This is a genomic window from Paraburkholderia gardini, assembly GCF_907164545.1.
In the GTDB taxonomy this organism is placed as follows: domain Bacteria; phylum Pseudomonadota; class Gammaproteobacteria; order Burkholderiales; family Burkholderiaceae; genus Paraburkholderia; species Paraburkholderia gardini.
The window spans coordinates 1-21,536 of record NZ_CAJQZB010000039.1; the positions used below are offsets into that span (position 1 = coordinate 1).

Consider the following 21,536-nt stretch of genomic DNA (forward strand, 5'->3'; position numbering starts at 1 on the left):
ACAGCACAGCCCAAAGTAACACCGGGAGGCATCCTCTCAACTACTTCTTCCAGATTGGTTGTGCTGGCCCGGGCTTCAGAGCCCACCCAGCGCGACAACAAGTCATGCCTGATGACCATAGCGTGTCGGTACCACCCCTTCCCATCCCGAACAGGACCGTGAAACGACTCCACGCCGATGATAGTGCGGATTGCCCGTGTGAAAGTAGGTAATCGTCAGGCTCCCCAGCAGCAACAGAAACCCCACCCCAAAAAGGTGGGGTTTCTGCGTTTACACCGCCATTCGCCTGTCTCGAGGGCTGATCCCGATGGCTTTTACCCGCCCGCAATCCCCGCCCCGTCAGGGAGGGCCATCCTCCCTCAGTTCACCCTCCCGCCCCAGATAACGCCGCGACAGATGCACCCAGTACGTCGACCCAACCGGCAGCAGGGCGTCGTTGAAATCGTAACTTGCGTTGTGAAGCATGCAAGGACCCGCGCCATGGCCAGCATCGCGGTGACCTCCAGTTCCGTTGCCCAGGAATGCGTAGCATCCCGGTTTCGCTAGGAGCATGAACGAGAAGTCTTCAGCGCCCATCGTCGGCTCGACTGAGTCGTCGACGTTTTCGACGCCTACGATCTCCTTCATCACCTCGGCCGCAAATCGGGTTTCTTCCGAGCTATTGATCGTCGGCGGGTAGTTCCGGTGGAATGTGATCTCGACCGAGCAGTCGTATGCCTCAGCCGTGCTTTCAGCGATCTTCCGGAGCCGGGTTTCGATCAGGTCGAGCGTTTCCGTCGTGAACGTGCGAACCGTGCCGCCAATCCACGCAACATCAGGTACTACGTTGACTGCGTCACCGGCATGGATCTGCGTGATCGACAGCACCGCCGTATCTAGCGGCTTTTTGTTTCGCGTGATGATGCTTTGAAGTCCGTTGGCGATTTGAACAGCCGTAAATACCGGGTCGCGTCCGTTGTGCGGCAGTGCTGCGTGTGAACCGATGCCCTTGATTTCAATGCGAAATTCGTTGCTCGATGCCATGATCGGACCTTCAGTCACGCCGAAGTTCCCAGCCGGCATGCCTGGCCAGTTATGGATGCCGAAGACCGCATCGACAGGAAAACGAGTGAACAACCCGTCGTCGATCATCGCCTGAGCACCTGCGCCGCCTTCCTCTGCCGGCTGAAAGATAAACACGATCGTGCCGTCGAAATCGCCATGTTCCGCGAGGTATCGGGCCGCGCCAAGCAGCATCGCCGTATGGCCGTCGTGGCCGCACGCGTGCATCTTTCCGTCATTGCGCGAGCGATGTTCGAAGGTGTTCAGTTCGTGTACCGGCAGCGCATCCATGTCGGCGCGCAAACCGACCGATCGTTCACTCGTGCCGCGCTTCAGGACGCCCACCACCCCCGTTTTACCGAGGCCGCGGTGCACTTCGATGCCCCAGGCGGTGAGATTCTTTGCCACGAGATCTGCTGTCTGGGTCTCCTCGTAACGCAGTTCGGGATGCGCGTGGATCGTTCGTCGGATGGTCTGAATTTCGCCCTGGGCGGCCTGGATTTCCGGAATGAGTTTCATGGTCGTAAGTACGTCATTGGCTGCGTGTCGCTCGAGGCTGGACGCCCGAGTCCGGTTCGGATCATTCTACGCCGAACGGCCTTTTTGGCGGAACGCCACCGTCGCCGCGCTGCGAACGTAATAAAATTGCACTTCGCCTCGCAGACGCCTCATTTCTCCCCGGATTTCCGATGAATGCTCCCGCTGAATTTCGCCGTGCAGTTTGTCCGCACGATTGCCCGGATACCTGCGCAATGCGCGTAACCGTCGAAAACGGCAGGGCGGTCAAGGTGACGGGCGATCCCGACCATCCACCGACGCAAGGCGTCCTCTGTGCGAAGGTCAGCCGCTATGCGGAACGGGTGCACCACCAGCAGCGGTTGACGACGCCGATGAAGCGCGTCGGCCGGAAAGGCGAAGGACGGTTTGAGCCGATCAGTTGGGATGAAGCGTTCAAGCTGGCCGGCGCGCGTCTGTCCGAAATCGCGCAACGCGCGCCGGAATCAATCGTGCCTTACAGCTATGCGGGGACGATGGGCCTTGTGCAGGGCGACAGCATTGCGCAGCGGTTCTTTCACAAGCTGGGCGCCTCACGGCTCGATCGGACGATCTGCGCGGCCGCCGGCGCGGCGGGCCTCAAATATACGTATGGCGCGAGCCTCGGTATGCTCACGGAATTTTTCGAAGAGAGCGAACTGATCCTGATCTGGGGTTCAAATCCAATTGCCTCGAATCTGCACTTCTGGACGCGCGCACAGGAAGCGAAGCGCCGCGGCGCAAGGCTCGTCGCGATCGATCCGTACCGCTCGCTCACGGCCGAAAAGTGTCATCAGCACATTGCACTGAAGCCGGGTACAGACGCCGCTTTGGCGCTTGGCATGATGCACGTGCTCATCCGGGAAAACCTCCTCGACCGTGACTACATCAATGCGCATACGCTCGGTTTCGACGAGCTGGCCGGGCGCGCCGCGGCGTATCCGCCGGCGCGTGCCGCGGAGATCTGTGGCATCGGTGAGCAGGTCATCATCGATCTCGCGCTTCTTTACGGACGCACAAAAAAAGCGGCGATTCGCCTCAACTACGGCATGCAGCGGGTGCGTGGCGGTGGCAACGCTGTTCGCGCAATCGCCTGTCTGCCGTCGCTGACCGGCGCCTGGCGCGACCGCGCGGGCGGGTTGCTGCTGTCGTCGTCGGGCTGGGCGCCAGTCGATTCGCATGCGCTCGAGCGACCCGATCTGATTCCGGGCTGGCCGCAGAAGCAGCCGCGCATCGTCAATATGAACGCGATCGGCGATGCGCTTACCCATCCCGGTGACGCCGGGTTCGGTCCGAAAGTCGAGGCGATTGTCGTCTACAACTCGAACCCGGTCGCAGTGGCGCCCGATTCGGAAAAGGTTGCCGCCGGATTCGCGCGCGATGATCTCTTTACGATCGTGCTCGAGCATTTCCAGACCGACACGGCCGATTATGCCGATCTGCTGTTGCCGGCCACGACGCAACTCGAACATCTGGATGTACACAAGTCATATGGGCACACGCATGTCATGGCCAACCTGCCGGCGATTGCGCCGGTCGGCGATGCGCGCCCGAACACGGAAATTTTCCGCGGAATCGCGCGTGCCATGGCGCTCGAAGAGCCGGCTCTGTACGAAAGCGACGAAGCCGTCGCGGCTGGCGCGTTCCGCTGGGATGACGCGGCGCTTAAGGGTTCCGGCTGGGAGTCGCTCAAAACCGCTGGATGGGTGAAGCTGAATCTGCCCGATGCGCCGCTCGCTGAGGGCGCATTCCGCACGCCGTCCGGCAAGTGCGAGTTCTTCAGCGCGCGGCTCGCACAGCAAGGGCTCGATCCACTGCCCGACTATCTGCCGCCATACGAATCCGCCGACGGCGCGCCGGAGCTCGCGGCGCGTTTTCCGCTGGCGATGATCTCTCCGCCGTCGCGCAATTTCCTCAACAGCACCTTTGTGAACGTCGAGAGCCTTCGCGCCACTGAAGGCGAACCGCATCTCGACATTCACCCATCCGATGCGCTGGGTCGTGATGTTCACGATGGCGATCTGGTGCGCATCTTCAACGACCGCGGCTCGATGCAGGCGCGTGCCCGTGTGACGGAGCGGGCTCGCGAAGGCCTCGTCGTTGGTCTGTCGATCTGGTGGAAGAAGCTTGCGCCAGATGGACGTAACGCCAATCAGGTCACGAGTCAGGCGCTGACCGATCTCGGCGGTTCCGCTACCTTCTACGACTGTCTGGTCGAAGTCGAGCGCGTGTGATTCCGGCGCGCCGACGCGCCTGGAAACGTCATCGGCAGCCCGGTCGAACCGTCTGGCGACGGTTCGAGGGCCGCGTCTAACCGGGTTTCTTTCGAGAAAAACGACAGGGTGCGCATGCTAGGATGCATGTTTTAGCACGACCATTCGAAAATATAAGGAGGAGACGCCGCATGGACAAAATCTGGCTGAAATCATATCCGCCCGGCGTTCCAGCTGAGATCGACCCGACGCAGTACACGTCGGTCGCCGAACTGCTTGAAGAGAGTTTCCACAAGCACCGGGCGAAGCCGGCTTTCGTCTGCATGGGCAAGGCGATCAGCTACGGCGAACTCGACGATCTGTCGCGCAGGCTTGGCGCCTGGTTCCAGTCGAAGGGACTCGCGCGTGGCGCACGCATCGCCATCATGATGCCGAACGTGCTGCAATATCCGGTCGCCATCGCGGCGATCCTGCGCGCGGGCTATGTCGTCGTGAACGTGAACCCGCTTTATACGCCGCGCGAACTCGAGCATCAACTCAGGGACAGCGGCGCCGAGGCCATCGTCATCCTCGAAAACTTCGCGAACACGTTGCAGGCGGTTGTCGCCAATACGTCGGTGAAGTATGTGGTGGTCGCGGCGATGGGCGATCTGATGGGCGCGAAGGGGATGCTCGTCAATTTCGTCGTGCGTCGTGTGAAGAAAATGGTGCCGGTCTGGAGTCTGCCAGGTCACGTCTGTTTCAACGATGCCGTCGCCGCAGGCGGTCGTCAGACGTTCAAGGCCGTACAGCAGGGCCCCGAAGACGTCGCGTTTCTCCAGTACACGGGAGGCACGACGGGTGTCGCGAAAGGCGCGACGCTCACGCACCGCAATCTCGTCGCGAACGTCTTGCAGTCGCATGAGTGGATGGATCCGGTGCGCCACGGCCGCGGTGAAATCGACCAGTTTGTCACCGTGGTCGCGCTGCCGCTGTATCACGTGTTCGCGCTGACCGTGTGCGGGCTGCTGACGATCCGGACCGGCGGCCTCGGCGTACTTATTCCGAATCCGCGCGACATCGGCGGCATGATCAAGTCGTTGCGCGGTTACGCAATCACGACGATCCCGGCCGTGAACACGCTGTATAACGCACTGCTGAACCACCCGGATTTTTCACAGCTCGACTTTTCGAAGCTGATCACCGCAAATGGCGGCGGCATGGCCGTTCAGGAGGCCGTCGCGAAACGCTGGTTCGAGAAGACGAACACGCCGATCGTCGAGGGCTACGGATTATCGGAGACGTCACCGTGCGTCACGTGCAATCCGGTGACGGTGACCGAATACAGCGGCACGATTGGTTTGCCGCTGCCGTCGACGGAAGTTTCGATCCGCGACGACGACGGCAACGAAGTGCCGCTCGGCCAGCCCGGCGAAATCTGCATTCGCGGCCCGCAGGTGATGGCCGGCTACTGGAACCGGCCGGACGAAACGGCCAGGGTCATGACCGGGGACGGCTTTTTCAAATCCGGCGATGTCGGTGTGATGAATGAGAAGGGCTTCGTGAAGATCGTCGACCGCAAGAAGGACATGATCCTGGTGTCGGGTTTCAACGTCTATCCGAACGAGATCGAGGATGTTGTCGCGAAGCACCCGGGCGTCTTCGAGGTTGCGGCGGTCGGCATGCCCGACGAGCGTTCGGGCGAAGCAGTCAAGCTCTTCATCGTCAAGAAAGACCCGGCACTCACCGACGACGATCTGTTCGCATTCTGCAAGACGCAACTGACGGGTTACAAGCGTCCGAAGATCATCGAGTTTCGCACCGAACTGCCGAAGAGCAATGTCGGCAAGATCCTGCGACGTGAGTTGCGGGACGGGCGGGTTTGAAACGGTGAGGTAGTTGCTCGCGCTTGTGGCGTCTGTGCATCGGTGCGGGACAAAAGGCTCAACCAGCGCCGGTTGAGCCTTTTTTGTCGCCGCGCGATCCGGTGAGGCGTGGCGGGCGCGATCGGATTGTCCATGTCGCGCAAGGCGCAATGACGGCGACAGTCAGGCACAAAAAAAGGCGCCCGAAGGCGCCTTTGAGGCATACAGCTTTTTTACGACTTATTAGAACTTGTGACGGATACCGATGCGAGCCGTCGTTTGACGGGTGTTCGACGACGGCGTCAGGCCGTTGATTGCCGCATGCGCGACATCGTTGCCAGCCGAATCGCGATCTGCCGAAGCCTGCTGGAACACGCCGATCACATAAACGTCCGTGCGCTTCGACAGGAAGTAGTCGACGCCCAGTGCGCCCTGGTAGTACGCTGCGCCCGCGTTGCCCGTGCCATTCGCCAATGCGACGTCGCTGCCCTTCGTGTAGTCGAACGAGGCGCCGAGCAGCAGTGCTGGGGTCAATTGATACTTGAAGTTGGCTTCGACGTTGTTGAACGTCGCTGTTTCGCCGCTTGCGTATGCCGTGGTACCCACTGCGCCGAGGCCCATGAACTTGACGTTCGAGTACGTCACGCCGACCGTTGCTGCGCCGAACGTATAAGCACCGCCAGCACCGATAACCTGGTACGTGTTGGCCGAGGCGAAACCGCTGTACACCGGGCTCGTGACTGCCGTTTGCTGACCAGTCGTCGCGCTCAGGCCTGCGATCGAGCCGCCGTTGTTGAACAGGCCGCCCGATGCCGCCGGCGTACGTGCGTTCAGGTAGCCAACGCCCAAGACCAACGGACCGTTCGCGTAGCCAGCGCCCAACGACCAGATCTGGTTGCTGGAAAAATCACCAGCCTTGCCGCCGAAGCTGTACGTGCCGCCGAACGTCAGGCCGCCGTAGTTCTTGCTCGCGAACTTGACCGTGTTGTTCGTACGGTAAGCGTTGTTGAAGTTGTCCAGGTCACCCGGGTGAGCCGCGATGTAGCCGCCCCACTGGTCACCGGATTCCAGCGGACCGACGTAATCGACGACGGAGTCGTACTGACGACCCAGCGTGACCGTGCCGAACTGGCTCGACAGACCGACGTAAGCCTGACGGCCGAACATCAGACCGCCTTGACCCAGCTTGCCGCTGTTCACGTCAAAGCCGTTTTCCAAAACGAAGATTGCCTTCAGACCGCCGCCCAGATCTTCCGTACCGCGCAGGCCGAAACGGCTGCCTTGAAGCACGCCGCTCGACAGGTTGTACAGGTGCTGGCCACCCGAATTCGTGTTGATGTTGAAACCTTCATCAATAATGCCGTACAGGGTCACGCTGCTCTGCGCATGAGCGACGCCCGCAAACGTGCCCAGTGCTGCCAGAGCGAGAAGCGACTTTTTCATCGAATGATCTCCAAGGAATTACGAATCTTTTATTGCAAGGCGAATATTTGTCGTGCTTTGCTGCCTTGATGTAACTTCGCGAGAAGTTGCACGTAATGTAACAAAACGACCTGGCTGCACAAAGGAAAAGCCGACCGCCCGGTAACCTCATGTTTCGTTTACGCAACATGAGCTAAAATCACGGGTTATCCCCGCTTTTGGGGTTCCGCAAAAACGTGTTTTGTCGTGCAAAGACAAAGCCTTACAAAGCCTGCTGCACTTCAGGCAGCGCAGCTTTCGAGGGAGGCCTGAATGATGCTTGATGAGTTGATAACCGAGCTTGATCGGGGTTTACGATCGATGACGGGTGTGTCGCGGATGTCGCGTCCCGTCCCGCTTCCGCCGGTCGCGGCAGGCGAGTCGACGGCCGTCGAAATGTCGCCAGCCGAACGTGCGCATGCCGCGGGTCTGATGCGTGTCAACCATGTCGGCGAGGTGTGCGCCCAGGCGCTATATCAGGCGCAGAAGCTGGCCACCCGTTCGCCCGCGCTGAGAGAGGCGTTCGAGCATGCCGCCCGCGAAGAGGAGGACCACCTTGCGTGGACGGCGCGTCGTCTCGAAGCGCTCGATTCACGCCCGAGCCTGCTTAATCCGCTCTGGTATGCGGGCTCACTCGCACTCGGTCTCGCGGCGGGTCGTTTGGGTGATCGCGTGAGCCTTGGCTTCATGGCCGAAACCGAAAAGCAGGTGGAGCACCACCTCGATGGCCATCTGGAGACGTTGCCAGAAGCCGATCTCGAATCGCGCGCCATCGTCGAGCAGATGCGCATCGATGAAGCGGCTCACGGTAAGGCCGCTAAAGACGCGGGCGGTATCGATCTGCCGTTTCCCGTGCGCGCGCTGATGCGCGCTGCTTCGAAAGTCATGACACGTACCGCGTATTACGTTTAATCCCACCGGTGGGACGGCGCGCAACACGCCGTTCCGCTTCATCGTCGATGATCCGTGCTTTTCTTCCTCTCAGTTTGCTTACGCGCCGCGCCTTTCCCCCTCACTTTTGAAGTATCACCTTCACTTGTCGCAGTAGCTCATTCATTTATAACGATTTTCTGTTTTAGATGCGACGTGAGCATGTGGCGCTAAGTCCTTGTTCTAGCAAACAAAATTCCTCGAAAAAGCGTGTTTCTCCCTTGACCCGTGTTTAGCGTTCCTCTAAAGTGGGAGACAGTGTGAGAAAGTGTACATTTGTGTGATTTACCGGCTAATTTCGGGTAAATTTTCGAGATCACGCGGGCGTCGTTCAACGTTCGCCATGGGAGAGCAAAAGTGTTCCAAGGGGCGTCAGCGCTCACTCTCGATGCGAAAGGACGGATGTCGGTTCCGTCCCGCTATCGTGAAGCGCTGCAAGGACAGGCAGAAGGCCGGGTGACGATTACCAAGCACCCGGACGGCTGCCTGTTGCTCTTTCCGCGCCCGGAATGGGAGGTCTTCCGCGCGAAGATCGCCGCGCTGCCGATGGACGCCCACTGGTGGCGCCGGATTTTCCTCGGGAATGCTTCGGACGTCGATCTCGATGGCGCGGGCCGCGTGCTGGTCTCGCCCGAATTGCGGATGGCGGCGACGCTGGAAAAGGAAGTGATGTTGCTCGGTATGGGCAGCCACTTCGAGTTATGGGATGCGCAGACCTATGCCGCGAAGGAACAGGCGGCGATGGCGCAAGGCATGCCCGATGCGTTGAAGAATTTCACGTTCTGATCGCGGTTTACATATATGGCACCTGCGATGGGAAACGAACTGCAGCATCGCACGGTGCTGCTGGAAGAAGCGGTCGATGCGCTCGTCACGCGCACGGACGGCGTCTATGTAGACGGCACGTTCGGGCGTGGCGGCCATAGCCGTCTGCTGTTGAGCGGGCTGGGGGAAGGCGGACGTCTGATCGCGTTCGACAAGGACCCGCTCGCGATCGCCACGGCGCAGCAGATCGTCGATTCGCGTTTCGAGATCGTGCATGAAAGTTTTGCTTCACTGCGTGACGCGATCGCGGAACGCGGGGTAGGGCGGATATCGGGCGTGTTGCTGGATCTGGGCGTGTCGTCGCCGCAAATCGACGATCCGGAGCGGGGTTTCAGTTTCCGCGCCGACGGCCCGCTCGATATGCGGATGGACCCGACGCGCGGCGAGTCTGCCGCTGACTGGCTCGCGCGGGCCACGGTGCAGGAACTGACGGAGGTGATACGAGATTATGGGGAAGAACGGTTTGCTTTTCAGATTGCAAAGGCGCTTGTTGCTCGCCGGGCAGAGTCCGACCGTCTTGGGCCTCTCGTCAGCACGGGCGAGCTTGCCCAAATCGTGGCTAACGTCGTCAAAACCCGTGAGAAGGGCAAGGATCCGGCAACCCGCACCTTTCAGGCTATACGGATTCACGTCAATCAAGAGCTTGCGGAGCTGCAAGTCGTTTTAGAAGCAGCGCTGTCGTTGCTGGAGCAAGGGGGGCGGCTGGTGGTGATCAGCTTTCATTCGCTCGAGGACCGGATCGTCAAACGGTTCATGCAGGCGCACGCGAGTGCGCCTGCGGTCGACCGCCGCCTGCCGATCCGTGCCGTCGATCTGCCCAGCCCGCCGCTCAGAATCATCGGCCGTGTGTTTGCAAGTGACGAAGAAGTCGCCGCGAACCCGCGCGCCCGTTCGGCCGTGATGCGCGTCGCGGAGCGTATCGCGCCATGAACCGCCTCAATATCTTCCTTCTGATCGTCGTGATGGGCTGCGCGCTTTCCGTTGTCAACGCGACCAATCAGCAGCGTCAGATCTTTATCCAGTTGCAGCGGGCGCAGTCGCAGGAGCGACAGTTGCAGCAGGATTACTCGCAGCTTCAATATCAGCAGAGCGCGCTGTCGAAGACCTCGCGTATCGAGCAGATCGCCACGGCCTCACTGAAGATGCAGCCGGCCACGACCGGCCGCACGCAATATCTGACGCTCGCCGCCGGCGCGGCAACCGCTGAAGACGCACCGGTGCCGACCTCCGACGCCGGTTCGGCATCGTCGGCGTCCGCAGCCCGCCCGCGAGGTGTCCGATGAAAAAATCGGCTAATCGCAAGAGCGTCGCGTTTTCGGCGAACCCGATCCTTTCTGTTCGCCTGCCGATGTGGCGTTCGAAGCTCGTCGTGTTCCTGCTGTTCATGGCGTTCGTCGCCCTGGCCGCGCGCGCGTTCTGGATTCAGGGCCCGGGCAACGCGTTTTATCAGAAGCAGGGTGAAAGCCGCTATCAGCACACGCTCGAACTGCCGGCCACGCGCGGCAAGATTCTGGACCGCAATGGGCTCGTGCTTGCCACCAGCCTGCCTGTGCGCGCGATCTGGGCGATTCCCGAATCCGTGCCGGACGATCTCGGCGCGGACAAGCTCGCGTCGCTCGGCAAACTGCTCGACATGACACAGAAGGAACTGCGCACGAAGCTCTCGGAAGACAAGACCTTCGTCTACGTGAAGCGCCAGGTGCCGGTCGACGTCGCGCAGAAAGTCGCCGCTCTCGACATTCCCGGTATCTATCAGCGTGGTGAATACAAGCGCTTCTATCCCGAAGGCGAGATTACCGCTCACCTGATCGGCTTCACGAACGTCGAGGACGAAGGTCAGGAAGGCGTCGAACTCGGCGACCAGAAGCTGCTCGCCGGCACTTCGGGCATCCGTCGCGTGATCAAGGACCGGATGGGCCGCGTGGTCGAGGACGTCGACGAGCAGGTCGTGCCGCACAACGGCACCGACGTCGACCTGTCGATCGATAGCAAGATCCAGTACATCGCGTACACGAACCTGAAAGCAGCGGTCGAGAAATTCAAGGCGAAGGCCGGTGCGGCCATGGTGATCGACGTGCGCACGGGCGAAGTGCTCGCGCTCGTCAATTACCCGACGTACAACCCGAACGACCGCTCGCACCTGACCGGCGAGCAGCTGCGTAACCGGATACTGACCGACGTGTTCGAGCCGGGCTCGATCATGAAGCCGTTCACGGTTTCGCTTGCCCTCGATCTGCATCGCGTCACGCCGACTACACTGGTAGATACCGGTCCGGGCCGTTTCGTGCTGGACGGCGCGACGATTACCGATGACAGTGCGTTCGGCGTGCTGACGGTCGGCGGCGTGATCCAGAAGTCGAGCAACATCGGCGCGACCAAAATCGCCATGACGCTCAAGCCGGAAGAGATGTGGAATATGTACACGAGCATCGGTCTCGGTCAGGCGCCGAAGGTCGGGTTCCCCGGCGCGGCGGCGGGACGTCTGCGCCCGTGGCATAGCTGGCGGCGCATCGAGCAGGCAACCATGTCGTACGGCTACGGCCTGTCGGCTTCGCTGTTCCAGCTGGCGCGCGCGTACACCGCGATCGCGCACGACGGCCAGATCGTGCCGGTGTCGATTTTCCACACGCCCGGCGGCCAGCCGGTGCCCGGCACGCAGATTTTCTCGCCGACCACCGCGCGTGAAGTGCGCGCCATGCTCGAAACCGTGACAGCGCCGGGCGGCACATCGCCGGATGCGGCGGTGCCGGGTTACCGTGTCGGTGGCAAGAGCGGCACGGCGTACAAGCACGGCCCTCACGGGTACGACAAATCGAAGTACCGCGCGTCGTTCGTCGGCATGGCGCCGATGCCGAATCCGCGCATCGTCGTCGCCGTTTCGGTCGACGAGCCGACGGCCGGTAGCCACTTTGGCGGCCAGGTGTCGGGCCCGGTGTTCTCGTCGATCGTGGGCGATACGCTGCGCACGCTGAACGTGCCGCCGGATATGCCGGTCAGGCAGATGGTGGTGTCCGACGATACGGCCCCGCCCACGACGCCGGCCGCGCCATCCGCTGCGGCATCCACTGCGAAAAAGCTTGCCACCGGCGCCGGTGGCGCGAGGAAACTCACTATCGCGGATACCGCGAAGACCCGTCCCGGAGTGGTCAGATGAGCGCGTTGCGTTCCGCGCATCCGGCGCACCGGCAAATCGCCGACGCACTCGCCTGGCTGCACGCCCGCGTGCAGCCAGCGGCGCATCTGCACGCCGATACGCGCTCGATCGCGGCCGGCGACGTGTTTCTCGCCTACGCCGTCGACGGCGCCGACAACCGTCCGTTCATCGATAACGCGATCGAACGTGGCGCAACGGCGGTGCTCGTTCAACCTGAAAACTTCACCGGTGCAATCGATCCGGTCAGCGCGCTCGCCGTGCCGGCGCTCAACGATCTGGCTGGCCCGATTGCGAGCGCCTGGTACAGCGATCCGAGCGATGCGATGCTCGTTTTCGGCGTGACGGGCACGAACGGCAAGACGTCGTGCAGCCAGTGGATTTCGTCGGCGCTGACGGCGGCCGGCACGCGCTGCGCGATCATTGGCACGCTCGGCAGCGGCATGCCGGGCCAGCTCGTCCACACGGGTTTCACGACGCCGGACGCTCCGCAGCTTCAGCGCAGTCTTGCGCGGTTGCGTGACGCAGGCGCGCAGGCTGTCGCGATGGAAGTGTCGTCGCACGCGCTGCATCAAGGGCGCGTGAACGGCACGTCGTTCGACATCGCCGTGTTCACGAACCTCACGCAGGATCATCTCGACTATCACGGCACGTTTGCCGCCTACGAGGCGGCCAAGGCACGTCTCTTTGCATGGCCGGGTCTGCGCGCGGCCGTGATCAACCGGGATGACGAAGCCGGCCGCCGCCTGCTCGCAGGCGCACATGGCAAGGTGCGCACGATCGCGTACGGCATCGAAGGCGCGCAGGATAACGCATCGGAAACCGCGCAGTCCGACGCATGGCTCGTCGCGTCGAAGGTTCGCGCGACGGCGACGGGCACGGCTTTTCACCTGACCACATCCGGATGGGGCGACGCCGACGTCGAAGTCGCGACGCTCGGCGCGTTCAACGTGAGCAATCTGCTTGGCGTGCTGGGCGCGCTGCTCGCCGCCGACGTGCCATTCGAAGCCGCGCTCGTGGACCTGGAAAAACTCGAACCGGTAAACGGACGCATGCAGCGTCTCGGCGGCCGTTTGCAGAACGACGAACCGCTCGTCGTGATCGATTACGCGCACACGCCCGACGCGCTCGAAAAGACCCTCGCTGCGCTGCGTCCGATCGCGGTTGCGCGCGGCGGCGAACTCGTCTGCATGTTCGGTTGCGGCGGCGATCGCGACGCCACGAAGCGTCCGCTGATGGGCGCCATCGCCGAATCGTTCGCGGACGCGCTCATCGTGACGAGCGATAACCCGCGCAGCGAAGATCCGGCGTCGATCATCGACCAGATCGTCGCGGGCATGAAGGACGCCACGAAGGCACGCCGCATCGACGACCGCGCGAGCGCGATCCTGCATGCGATCCGTCACGCCGCCCGCGAAGACGTGATCGTGCTGGCCGGCAAGGGGCACGAAGCAACACAGGAAATCATGGGCAGGAAACGCGCTTTCTCCGATCAGGATCACGCCCGCCTCGCGCTCGCCGCGCGCGCGACGCAGGCTCGCGGAGGTGGCGAATGACGATGTATTCGCTCCGCGAAGCCGCTGCGCTGATTCCGGGCGCGACCGTGCTCGGCGATGAATCGGTGACGTTCGAGCGCGTGTCGACCGACAGCCGCACGGCCGGCCCCGGCGACCTCTTCGTCGCGCTGAAGGGCGACCGTTTCGATGCGCACGATTTCCTGCCGGAAGTCGCGACGCGTCACGTGAGCGCCGCGCTCGTCACCCGCAGCCCGGGCGACTGGCGTGTGCCCGCGTTGCGCGTCGCCGATACGCGGGTTGCGCTGGGCGCGCTCGCGCGCGGCTGGCGTCGGCGGTTCTCGATGCCGCTCGTCGCGGTCACGGGCAGCAACGGCAAGACGACGGTCAAGGAAATGATCGCGTCGATCTTCGCGGCGGCGGTGGGTGAGCCGGCACGACTCGCAACCGCCGGCAACTTCAACAACGACATCGGCCTTCCGCTCACGCTCTTCCGTCTCACCGATACGCACCGGCTCGCGGTCGTCGAACTCGGCATGAACCATCCGGGCGAAACCGGTCTGCTCGCGAAAATCGCCGAGCCGACCGTCGCGGTGGTCAACAATGCGCAGCGTGAGCATCAGGAATTCATGGCGACCGTCGAAGCGGTCGCGCTCGAACACGCGAGCGTGATTCATGCGCTGAAACCGGAAGGCGTCGCCGTCTTTCCCGCCGACGACACGTACGCGAGCATCTGGCGCGTCGCCGCGACGGGTAGCCAGATCATCGACTTCGCGTTGAATTCCCCAGGCGGGGTTGCTGCGCAGCGCTCGACTGAAGCTGCGGTGACCGGCACGTTCGACGGCAGCCGTTTGACGATCGATACGCCACAAGGCCGCGTCGAAGTCGCACTGCAGGTGCTCGGCGAGCACAACGCGCGCAACGCGCTCGCGGCAACCGCGGCGGCGCTTGCGTCGAACGTGTCGCTCGACGCGATCCGCCGCGGTCTCGAAGCGTTCGGCGCGGTGAAGGGCCGTTTGCAGGTGAAGCGCGCGGCGTCGGGCTCGTTCGCGGGCGCGACCGTCATCGACGACACGTACAACGCCAACCCCGACTCGATGCGCGCTGCGATCGACGTACTCGCGGCGTGCGCTTCGCCGCGCGTGCTGGTGATGGGCGACATGGGCGAAGTGGGCGACAGCGGTCCGGCGTTTCACCGCGAAGTCGGTGCGTACGCGAAGGAACGCGGCATCGAGACGTTGCTCGCCACGGGCGACGCGACGCGCGATGCGTGCAGCGCATACGGCGCTGACGCGCGTCATTTCGATGACGCCGCCGCGCTGGTCGCGCATCTGCAGCAGGCTGGCTTAGGGCCGGATACAACGATTCTCGTGAAAGGCTCGCGCTTCATGAAAATGGAACGCGTGGTGGACGCCGTGACGAGTCCACAACCCTCAGCACCGGGCACGACGCCCGGTGCGCACTGAAATAGAAGGACCGAGGCATGCTTCTGGCGCTGGCGCAATGGCTGCAGAATGACGCAAGCTTTTTGCGCGTGTTCAGTTATCTGACTTTTCGGGCGGTCGCGGCGACCATTACCGCGCTCGTGATCGGGCTCGTCTGCGGCCCGGCCGTGATCCGCAAGCTGACCGCGATGAAGGTCGGCCAGGCCGTCCGTAAAGACGGCCCGCCGACTCACCTCGTGAAATCCGGTACGCCGACGATGGGCGGCGTGCTGATCCTGCTCGGCATTGGCGTCTCGACGCTGTTGTGGGCCGACCTGACGAACCGCTTCATCTGGATCGTGATTCTCGTCACGTTCGGCTTCGGCGTGATCGGCTGGGTCGACGATTACCGCAAGGTCGTCCACAAGGATCCGCGCGGGATGTCGTCGCGCGAAAAATACTTCTGGCAGTCGGTGATCGGGCTTTTCGCGGCGGTCTATCTCGCCTTCAGCGTGTCGGAAGCGAGCAACGTGCGCGTGTTCGATCTTTTCATGGCGTGGGTGCGAAGCGGTCTGTCGATGGGCCTGCCCGCGCGCGCCGACCTGTTGCTGCCGTTCGTGAAGTCGATCAGCTATCCGCTTGGCGTCTGGGGTTTCATCCTGCTGACGTATCTCGTGATCGTCGGCGCGAGCAATGCGGTGAATCTCACCGATGGTCTCGACGGTCTCGTGATCATGCCGGTCGTGCTGGTCGGCGCATCGCTTGGCGTGTTCGCCTACGTGATGGGCAGCTCGGTCTACTCGAAGTATCTGCTGTTCCCGCATATTCCCGGTGCGGGCGAGCTGTTGATCTTCTGTTCCGCGATGGGGGGCGCCGGGCTCGCGTTCCTCTGGTACAACACGCACCCCGCGCAGATGTTCATGGGCGACGTCGGCGCGCTCGCGCTCGGCGGCGCGCTCGGCACGATCGCGGTCATCGTGCGCCAGGAAATCGTGCTCTTCATCATGGGCGGCATCTTCGTCGCGGAAACGCTGTCGGTGATCCTGCAGGTCACCTGGTTCAAGTACACGAAGCGTCGCTACGGAGAAGGGCGGCGTTTCTTCAAGATGGCGCCGCTGCATCACCACTTCGAACTGTCGGGCTGGAAAGAGACGCAGGTGGTGGTACGGTTCTGGATCATCACGCTCATGTTGTGCCTGTTCGGTCTGTCCACGCTCAAGCTGCGGTGAACGTTGATGACCCGTCGCTGTCTGGCTGGTGAAGTGAAATAAAGGGAAAGCAAGCGATGTTTGGCGAGAAGTTTCGGGATCGGCAAAAGCCGATGGTGCTCGTGCTGGGACTCGGTGAATCGGGTCTCGCGATGGCGCGCTGGTGCGCGCGCCACGGGTGCCGGCTGCGCGTTGCCGATACGCGCGAAGTGCCGCCGAACCTGTCCGGGCTCGAAGCGCACGGCATCGATGCCGACTTTGTCGGCGGCCCATTTTCGCCCGTATTGCTCGAGGGTGTGGAACTGGTCGCGATCAGTCCGGGCCTGTCGCCGCTCGCCGCCGACCTGCTGCCGCTGATCAACGAAGCGCGCGAGAAAGACATTCCAGTGTGGGGTGAGCTCGAGTTCTTCGCGCAGGCGCTGAAGACGCTCGGCGAAAGCGGCTACGCGCCGAAGGTGATCGCCATCACCGGCACGAACGGTAAAACCACGACGACGAGCCTCACCGGCCTGCTGTGCGAACGTGCCGGCAAGAAAGTCGCGGTCGCGGGCAATATCAGTCCGGCCGCGCTCGACAAACTCACCGAAGCGATCGACAACACCGCGCTGCCTGACATCTGGGTGCTCGAACTGTCGAGCTTCCAGCTGGAAACCGCGCACACGTTCGCTCCGGATGCGGCCGTGGTGCTGAACATCACCCAGGATCACCTCGACTGGCACGGCGGACTGGACGCATACGCCGCCGCGAAGGGCCGCATCTTCGGGCCGGAAACGGTCCGCGTGCTGAACCGCGACGACGCGCGTGTAATGGCGCTCGCGTCCGCCGCAGGCGCCCCGAAGGAAGCCTCCCCGGGAGGCGCCTCCGTGCCGGTGATCACGTTCGGCCTGAACGAGCCGACGCGTGCGGGCGACTACGGTCTGCTGCGCGATAACGCGATGAACTGGCTCGTCGAGGCCCACGACCGCGACGCCAGCGACGAGCCGCAACCCACGCGCCGTCGCAGGAACGAAACCGCTACGCCGCCGGACATCGCCCTGAAGCGCCTGATGCCCGCCGACGCGCTGCGCATTCGCGGCCTGCACAACGCGGCGAACGCGCTCGCCGCATTCGCCCTCGCACGCGCCGTCGGCCTGCCGGGCGCACCGCTTTTGCACGGCCTGCGCGAATACCGTGGCGAGCCGCATCGCGTGGAACTGATCGCATCGATTGAAGGCGTCGATTTCGTCGACGACAGCAAGGGTACGAACGTTGGCGCGACGGTCGCCGCGCTCGACGGCCTCGCGCAGCGCGCGGTGCTGATCGCAGGCGGCGACGGCAAGGGCCAGGAATTCGAGCCGCTCGCCGCGCCCGTGATGCGCTGGTGCCGCGCCGTGATGCTGATCGGCCGCGACGCGCCGCTGATCCGCGCGGCGCTCGAAGACACCGGCATCGCGCTCACTGATTACGCGACGCTGGAAGACGCTACGCGTGCCGCGAGCGCGCTCGCGCAGCCGGGCGACGTCGTGCTGCTGTCGCCGGCATGCGCGAGCTTCGACATGTTCAAGGGTTATGCGCATCGTGCCGCCGTGTTCCGCGGCACGATCGAGGAAATCGCCGCGGAACGGGGGACGATGATATGAGCTGGTCCGAACGCTTCGGCTCCCGCCTCACGAAACAACGCGGCTCCGCCGGCGGCGAAAGGGTGTCCGCGCGCTCGGCGGGCAGTGGTCTCGCGAGCGCCGTCAATGGTGTGAGGCCGCTGCGCTCACGCATGCTCGACTACGACCATTCGCTGCTGTGGGTCGTGATCGCGCTGCTCGGTCTCGGCGTGGTGATGGTGTATTCGGCGTCGATCGCGATGCCTGACTCGCCGAAGTACGCCGCGTATCGCGACTACGCGTTTCTCGTGCGACATCTGGTTTCGCTGGCGGTCGCCACCGTCGCGGCCGTGATCACGTTCCGGATTCCGATCTCGGTGTGGGACAAATACGCGCCGAAGTTCTTCCTGCTCGCGCTGTTCACGCTCGTGATCGTACTGATTCCGCACATCGGCAAGGGCGTGAACGGAGCGCGTCGCTGGATTCCGCTCGGCATCACGAACATGCAGCCGTCGGAAATCATGAAGCTCGCCGTGACGATCTACGCGGCGAACTACACGGTGCGCAAGCAGGAATACATGCAAAGCTTCGCGAAAGGCTTCCTGCCGATGGCGCTCGCCGTCGGCGTGGTCGGCGCGATGCTGCTGCTCGAGCCGGACATGGGTGCGTTCATGGTGATCGCGGCGATCGCGATGGGCGTGCTGTTCCTCGGCGGCGTGAACGGCAAGCTGTTCGGCGGCCTCGTTGCCACCGCGGTGGGCACGTTCAGTCTGCTGGTGTGGGCTTCGCCGTGGCGTCGCGAGCGGATCTTCGCGTATCTCGATCCATGGGACGACCGTTACGCGCAGGGCAAGGCCTATCAGCTGACGCATTCGCTGATCGCGTTCGGACGAGGCGAATGGTTTGGCGTCGGCCTCGGCGGCAGCGTCGAGAAGCTCAATTACCTGCCGGAAGCGCATACCGACTTCATCCTTGCCGTGATCGGCGAGGAACTGGGTTTTGTCGGTGTGCTGATCGTGATCCTGCTGTTCTACTGGATCGTGCGCCGCTCGTTCGAGATCGGCCGTCAGGCGCTCGCGCTCGATCGCACGTTCGCGGGGCTCGTCGCGAAGGGCATCGGCATCTGGTTCGGCGCGCAGACGTTCATCAACATGGGCGTGAACCTCGGCCTGCTGCCCACCAAGGGTCTGACGCTGCCGCTCGTGAGTTATGGCGGTTCGGGCATCTTGCTGAACTGCGTCGCGCTGGCGGTGCTGATGCGGGTTGATTATGAAAATCGTGTGCTGATGCGCGGAGGAAAAGTATGACCGCGACGCAACAGCGCACGCTCATGGTGATGGCCGGCGGCACCGGGGGACACGTGTTCCCGGGGCTCGCGGTCGCGCACCGGATGCAGGCGTGGGGCTGGCGCGTCGTGTGGCTCGGCAACCCGACCGGCATGGAAGCGACGCTCGTGCCGAAGCACGGTATCCCGATGGAATTCGTGCGCTTCGGCGGTCTGCGCGGCAAGGGCCTGAAAACGAAGCTGATGCTGCCGGTGAATCTGCTGCGCGCGTGCGCGCAGAGTTTAGGCGTGCTGCGCCGGGTGAAGCCCGACGTTGTACTCGGCATGGGCGGATACATCACGTTTCCGGCTGGACTCATGACCGCGTTGAGCGGCCGTCCGCTCGTGCTGCACGAACAGAATTCGATCGCGGGCCTGACGAACAAGGTGCTCGCGAAAGTGGCAAAGCGCGTGCTGGTCGCGTTTCCGGATGCGTTGCCCCATGCCGAATGGACAGGTAACCCGATTCGTGAGGAACTTGCGCTGACATTGGCACCCAAAGTTCGCTACGCACAACGCAATGGTCCGCTGAATGTGCTGGTCGTCGGCGGCAGCCTGGGTGCGGCGGCGCTGAACGAAGTCGTGCCGCGTGCGCTGGCGCTGCTCGCGCCGGAGCAACGTCCGCGCATCGTGCATCAGGCGGGCGCGAAGCATATCGACGCGCTGAAGGCGAACTACGCGGAAGCGGGCTTGTCGGCGGGCGACGATCTGCAGCTCGTGCCGTTTATCGACGACATGGCGTCGGCCTATGCGAAGGCGGATCTCGTGATCTGCCGCTCGGGCGCGATGACGGTGGCGGAAATTGCAGCAGTCGGCGTGGCGGCGTTTTTCGTGCCGTTCCCGCACGCAGTAGATGATCACCAGACAACCAACGCAGCGTTTCTCGCCGATCACGGCGCGGCGCTCGTCGTGCAGCAACGCGATCTGTCGGCGGATACCCTTGCCGGCTGGTTGCGCAGCCAGACGCGGGACATCCTTGCGGACATGGCGGAGCGTTCGCGCTCGCTCGCGAAACCCGATGCCACTGAACAGGTCGCGCAGATCTGCGCCGCCGTGGCGGGTGTAATCCCGAGCTTGAGCCCGGAAGGAAGGCAACAATGAAACACATCGTCAAACATATTCACTTTGTCGGCATCGGCGGCGCCGGCATGAGCGGCATCGCCGAAGTGCTCGTCAATCTCGGCTACCAGGTGAGCGGCTCCGACCTCGCGCGCAACGCGGTGACCGATCGCCTCGCCACGCTCGGCGCGCGCGTCGCCATCGGTCACGACGAGGCGAACATCGAAGGTGCGAACGCCGTCGTCGTTTCGACGGCGGTGCGCAGCGACAACCCGGAAGTGCTTGCCGCGCGTCACCGGCGCATTCCGATCGTGCCGCGCGCGGTGATGCTCGCGGAACTGATGCGCCTGAAGCAGGGCATCGCGATTGCCGGCACGCACGGCAAGACGACCACCACATCGCTCGTGGCGAGCGTGCTGGCGGCTGGCGGACTCGATCCGACGTTCGTGATCGGCGGGCGGCTGATCAGCGCGGGCGCGAATGCGCGGCTCGGCACGGGCGATTTCATCGTCGCGGAAGCGGATGAATCCGATGCGTCGTTCCTGAACCTGTTCCCGGTGATCGAAGTCATCACGAACATCGACGCCGATCACATGGACACCTACGGCCACGATTTCGCGCGGCTCAAGCAGGCGTTCATCGAGTTCACGCATCGCCTGCCGTTCTACGGGATCGCGGTGCTGTGCGTCGACGATCCGAACGTCAAGGAAATCCTGCCGTTCGTCTCGAAGCCGATCATCCGCTACGGTTTCGCGCCCGACGCGCAGGTGCGCGCGGTGAACGTCGAAGCGAAAGACGGACGTATGCATTTCACCGCCATGCGCGAGGATGCGGCACCGATCGACATCGTCCTGAACCTGCCCGGCACGCACAACGTGCAGAACGCATTGGCGGCCATCGCAATTGCGACTGAACTTGAAGTGAAAGATGCCGATATCCAGCGAGCACTCGCGGATTTCAACGGCGTCGGTCGACGCTTCCAGCGTTACGGCGAAGTACCGGCGCCGGATGGCGGCACGTACACGCTGGTCGACGATTACGGGCATCACCCGGTCGAAATGGCCGCGACGGTCGCGGCGGCGCGCGGCGCGTTCCCCGGTCGCCGGCTCGTGCTGGCGTTTCAGCCGCACCGCTTCACGCGCACGCGCGACTGCTTCGAGGATTTTGTGAAGGTGCTGTCGACGGTCGACGCTCTGGTTCTGACCGAAGTCTACGCAGCCGGCGAAGCGCCGATCATCGCCGCCGACGGCCGCGCGCTCGCGCGTGCGCTACGCGTGGCGGGCAAGGTCGAGCCGGTATTTGTCGAAACGGTGGATGAAGTGCCGGATGCGCTCGCAGCAGTGGTGCGCGGCGGCGACGTAGTGATCACGATGGGTGCGGGTTCGATCGGCGGCGTGCCGGGTCGGATTGCCCAGGAACAGAAGGTTTGAG

Annotated in this window: 16 protein-coding genes and 1 rRNA gene; 15 read left to right on the forward strand and 2 right to left on the reverse strand. The window is 63.2% G+C overall.

The features are described 5' to 3' along the window. Nucleotides 1-107 precede the first annotated feature (107 nt). Nucleotides 108-221, forward strand: a 5S ribosomal RNA gene (gene rrf, locus LPA37_RS22605). Between the two features lie 118 nt (nucleotides 222-339). Here rrf and LPA37_RS22610 read toward each other — a convergent pair. Continuing rightward, complete coding sequence (locus LPA37_RS22610) at nucleotides 340-1,560, reverse strand: M20 aminoacylase family protein (RefSeq protein WP_228983301.1); 1,221 nt, start codon at nucleotides 1,558-1,560, stop codon at nucleotides 340-342. A 170-nt stretch (nucleotides 1,561-1,730) separates the two neighbouring features. On the opposite strand from LPA37_RS22610, the gene LPA37_RS22615 reads away from it, so the two are divergent. Both LPA37_RS22615 and LPA37_RS22620 read left to right on the forward strand, forming a co-directional pair. Next, on the forward strand, nucleotides 1,731-3,809 hold the full coding sequence (locus LPA37_RS22615; RefSeq protein ID WP_228983297.1) for a molybdopterin-containing oxidoreductase family protein: 2,079 nt from the start codon (nucleotides 1,731-1,733) through the stop codon (nucleotides 3,807-3,809). Nucleotides 3,810-3,979: 170 nt separating this feature from the next. After that, complete coding sequence (locus LPA37_RS22620; RefSeq protein WP_229013775.1) at nucleotides 3,980-5,653, forward strand: long-chain fatty acid--CoA ligase; 1,674 nt, start codon at nucleotides 3,980-3,982, stop codon at nucleotides 5,651-5,653. Between the two features lie 222 nt (nucleotides 5,654-5,875). Here the strand turns inward: LPA37_RS22620 and LPA37_RS22625 are convergent, their stop codons facing one another. Next, complete coding sequence (locus LPA37_RS22625; RefSeq protein ID WP_228983290.1) at nucleotides 5,876-7,075, reverse strand: porin; 1,200 nt, start codon at nucleotides 7,073-7,075, stop codon at nucleotides 5,876-5,878. A 291-nt stretch (nucleotides 7,076-7,366) separates the two neighbouring features. Here LPA37_RS22625 and coq7 point away from each other — a divergent pair, with 291 nt between their 5' ends. The 12 genes from coq7 (at nucleotide 7,367) to murC (ending at nucleotide 21,535) form a co-directional block, all read left to right on the forward strand. After that, entirely contained in the window at nucleotides 7,367-8,005 is a 639-nt protein-coding gene (gene coq7 / locus LPA37_RS22630) for a 2-polyprenyl-3-methyl-6-methoxy-1,4-benzoquinone monooxygenase (protein ID WP_228983288.1), read from the forward strand. A 375-nt stretch (nucleotides 8,006-8,380) separates the two neighbouring features. Then, on the forward strand, nucleotides 8,381-8,809 hold the full coding sequence (gene mraZ, locus LPA37_RS22635) for a division/cell wall cluster transcriptional repressor MraZ (protein ID WP_228983286.1): 429 nt from the start codon (nucleotides 8,381-8,383) through the stop codon (nucleotides 8,807-8,809). A 15-nt stretch (nucleotides 8,810-8,824) separates the two neighbouring features. Beyond that, a complete protein-coding gene (gene rsmH / locus LPA37_RS22640) occupies nucleotides 8,825-9,778 on the forward strand; it encodes a 16S rRNA (cytosine(1402)-N(4))-methyltransferase RsmH (protein ID WP_228983283.1) in 954 nt (317 codons plus the stop codon). Further along, entirely contained in the window at nucleotides 9,775-10,131 is a 357-nt protein-coding gene (gene ftsL / locus LPA37_RS22645) for a cell division protein FtsL (protein ID WP_228983278.1), read from the forward strand. Before rsmH ends, ftsL begins: the two co-directional genes overlap by 4 nt. Continuing rightward, nucleotides 10,128-12,002 (forward strand): peptidoglycan D,D-transpeptidase FtsI family protein, encoded by a 1,875-nt coding sequence (locus LPA37_RS22650; RefSeq protein ID WP_229013776.1) that lies wholly within the window; start codon nucleotides 10,128-10,130, stop codon nucleotides 12,000-12,002. The genes ftsL and LPA37_RS22650 overlap by 4 nt, the downstream gene beginning before the upstream one ends. Continuing rightward, nucleotides 11,999-13,555 (forward strand): UDP-N-acetylmuramoyl-L-alanyl-D-glutamate--2,6-diaminopimelate ligase, encoded by a 1,557-nt coding sequence (locus LPA37_RS22655; RefSeq protein ID WP_229013777.1) that lies wholly within the window; start codon nucleotides 11,999-12,001, stop codon nucleotides 13,553-13,555. The genes LPA37_RS22650 and LPA37_RS22655 overlap by 4 nt, the downstream gene beginning before the upstream one ends. Continuing rightward, entirely contained in the window at nucleotides 13,552-14,979 is a 1,428-nt protein-coding gene (locus LPA37_RS22660; protein WP_229013778.1) for a UDP-N-acetylmuramoyl-tripeptide--D-alanyl-D-alanine ligase, read from the forward strand. Before LPA37_RS22655 ends, LPA37_RS22660 begins: the two co-directional genes overlap by 4 nt. 17 nt (nucleotides 14,980-14,996) lie before the next feature. Beyond that, entirely contained in the window at nucleotides 14,997-16,166 is a 1,170-nt protein-coding gene (mraY, locus tag LPA37_RS22665) for a phospho-N-acetylmuramoyl-pentapeptide-transferase (RefSeq protein WP_229013779.1), read from the forward strand. Between the two features lie 56 nt (nucleotides 16,167-16,222). Beyond that, the gene (murD, locus tag LPA37_RS22670) at nucleotides 16,223-17,764 is read left to right on the forward strand and encodes a UDP-N-acetylmuramoyl-L-alanine--D-glutamate ligase (protein WP_229013780.1); all 1,542 of its coding nucleotides are present in this window, start codon (nucleotides 16,223-16,225) and stop codon (nucleotides 17,762-17,764) included. After that, on the forward strand, nucleotides 17,761-19,029 hold the full coding sequence (gene ftsW / locus LPA37_RS22675) for a putative lipid II flippase FtsW (RefSeq protein ID WP_228983259.1): 1,269 nt from the start codon (nucleotides 17,761-17,763) through the stop codon (nucleotides 19,027-19,029). The genes murD and ftsW overlap by 4 nt, the downstream gene beginning before the upstream one ends. Further along, a complete protein-coding gene (gene murG / locus LPA37_RS22680; protein ID WP_229013781.1) occupies nucleotides 19,026-20,147 on the forward strand; it encodes an undecaprenyldiphospho-muramoylpentapeptide beta-N-acetylglucosaminyltransferase in 1,122 nt (373 codons plus the stop codon). The genes ftsW and murG overlap by 4 nt, the downstream gene beginning before the upstream one ends. Beyond that, on the forward strand, nucleotides 20,144-21,535 hold the full coding sequence (murC, locus tag LPA37_RS22685; protein ID WP_228983254.1) for a UDP-N-acetylmuramate--L-alanine ligase: 1,392 nt from the start codon (nucleotides 20,144-20,146) through the stop codon (nucleotides 21,533-21,535). The genes murG and murC overlap by 4 nt, the downstream gene beginning before the upstream one ends. Nucleotide 21,536 lies beyond the last annotated feature (1 nt).